Origin of the sequence: Halosimplex halophilum (assembly GCF_004698125.1) — an archaeon.
Taxonomy (GTDB): Archaea; Halobacteriota; Halobacteria; order Halobacteriales; family Haloarculaceae; genus Halosimplex; species Halosimplex halophilum.
This window is the reverse complement of sequence record NZ_SRHV01000008.1, coordinates 1-1491: the sequence shown is the minus strand read 5'-3', so window position 1 is coordinate 1491 and position 1491 is coordinate 1. Positions and strand designations below refer to the sequence as shown.

The following is a 1491-nucleotide window of genomic DNA, read 5'->3' as shown; positions in this document are numbered from 1 at the left end:
GTGGCTGGTCGAGGGTGATGAATGTGCCCGGCCGGATGATGGCCGGAAGATGAGTGGAGGCGGCGAACCAGGTTTCCCAGAGACTCTCGTACTCCAGTACTCGCCGGAACGCAGGCGGGCTTAACTTCCGTGTTCGGGATGGGTACGGGTGTAACCCCGCCGCTATGGCCGCCCTAACGCCGATCCGCGGAATCGAACCGCGTCCGAACGCCGCGTTCGGAATCCAATATCGGTGGTCTCCGAGACCGTGTGTACGTGCGATCCAGATTGCGCCTGGACTCGTTCAGCGAGTCGCAGTGCGTATGATTGGTGGCTTCGGTCGGTTAGTGCTCGCGGGCTGAACATCTCGTTGCCTCGATGCGTACACCCCGAGTCTATCGAACTCGTCTTCTACGAGTGACCTCGGCGGTATCTCTTTTCCAGGTGGGTTTCCGGCTTAGATGCGTTCAGCCGTTACCCCGTGTGGCGTGGCTGCCCGGCAGTGCTCTCTCGAACAACCGGTACACCAGTGGCCACCATCCGTAGTTCCTCTCGTACTATACGGACGTTCCCGTCAGATACCATGACACCCCCAATAGATAGCAGCCGACCTGTCTCGCGACGGTCTAAACCCAGCTCACGACCTCCTTTAATAGGCGAACAACCTCACCCTTGCCCGCTTCTGCACGGGCAGGATGGAGGGAACCGACATCGAGGTAGCAAGCCACTCGGTCGATATGTACTCTTGCGAGTGACGACTCTGTTATCCCTAAGGTAGCTTTTCTGTCAGCAATGGCCCGCATCGAGCGGGCGAATTGGTTCGCTAAACCACGCTTTCACGTCAGCGTTCCTCGTTAGGAAGAACACTGTCAGTCCATCTTTTGCTTTTGCACTCTTCGCCGCGTTTCCGACACGGCTGAGATGGACTTGGGGCGCGCTCGATATCTTTTCAAGCGCGTACCGCCCCAGTCAAACTGCCCGGCTACCGGTGTCCTCCGCCAGGAGTGAGGGTCGCAGTCACTACCGGGTAGTGTTTCATGGATGCCTGGGTGGCCCGCTAGCGCGGGTACCTCTGTAACGGCTCCTACCTACACTGCACAGTAGCGACCACGTCCCAGCGACAGCCTGCAGTAAAGCTCTATAGGGTCTTCGCTTCCCCTTGGGGGTCTCCAGACTCCGCACTGGAACGTACAGTTCACCGGGCCCAGCGTTGGGACAGCGGGGCTCTGGTTGATCCATTCATGCGAGTCGCTACTGAAGCGACAAGGTACTACGCTACCTTAAGAGGGTCATAGTTACCCCCGCCGTTAACGGGTCCTTCGTCCTGTTGTACCAGGTGTTCAGATACCCGCACTGGGCAGGATTCAGTGACCGTACGAGTCCTTGCGGATTTGCGGTCACCTATGTTGTTACTAGACAGTCCGAGCCCCCGAGTCACTGCGACCTGCCGCTTCCCGCGGCAGGCATCCCTTCTTCCGAAGGTACGGGACTAGATTGCCGAATTCCCTAACG

Annotated in this window: 2 rRNA genes; both read right to left on the bottom strand. The window is 58.6% G+C overall.

Annotation, left to right across the window (positions count from 1 at the left end):
* Positions 1-54: 54 nt before the first annotated feature.
* Positions 55-176: ribosomal RNA gene (gene rrf / locus E3328_RS21625) — 5S ribosomal RNA — on the bottom strand.
* A 127-nt stretch (positions 177-303) separates the two neighbouring features.
* Positions 304-1491, bottom strand: a 23S ribosomal RNA gene (locus tag E3328_RS21620); the annotation flags it as partial.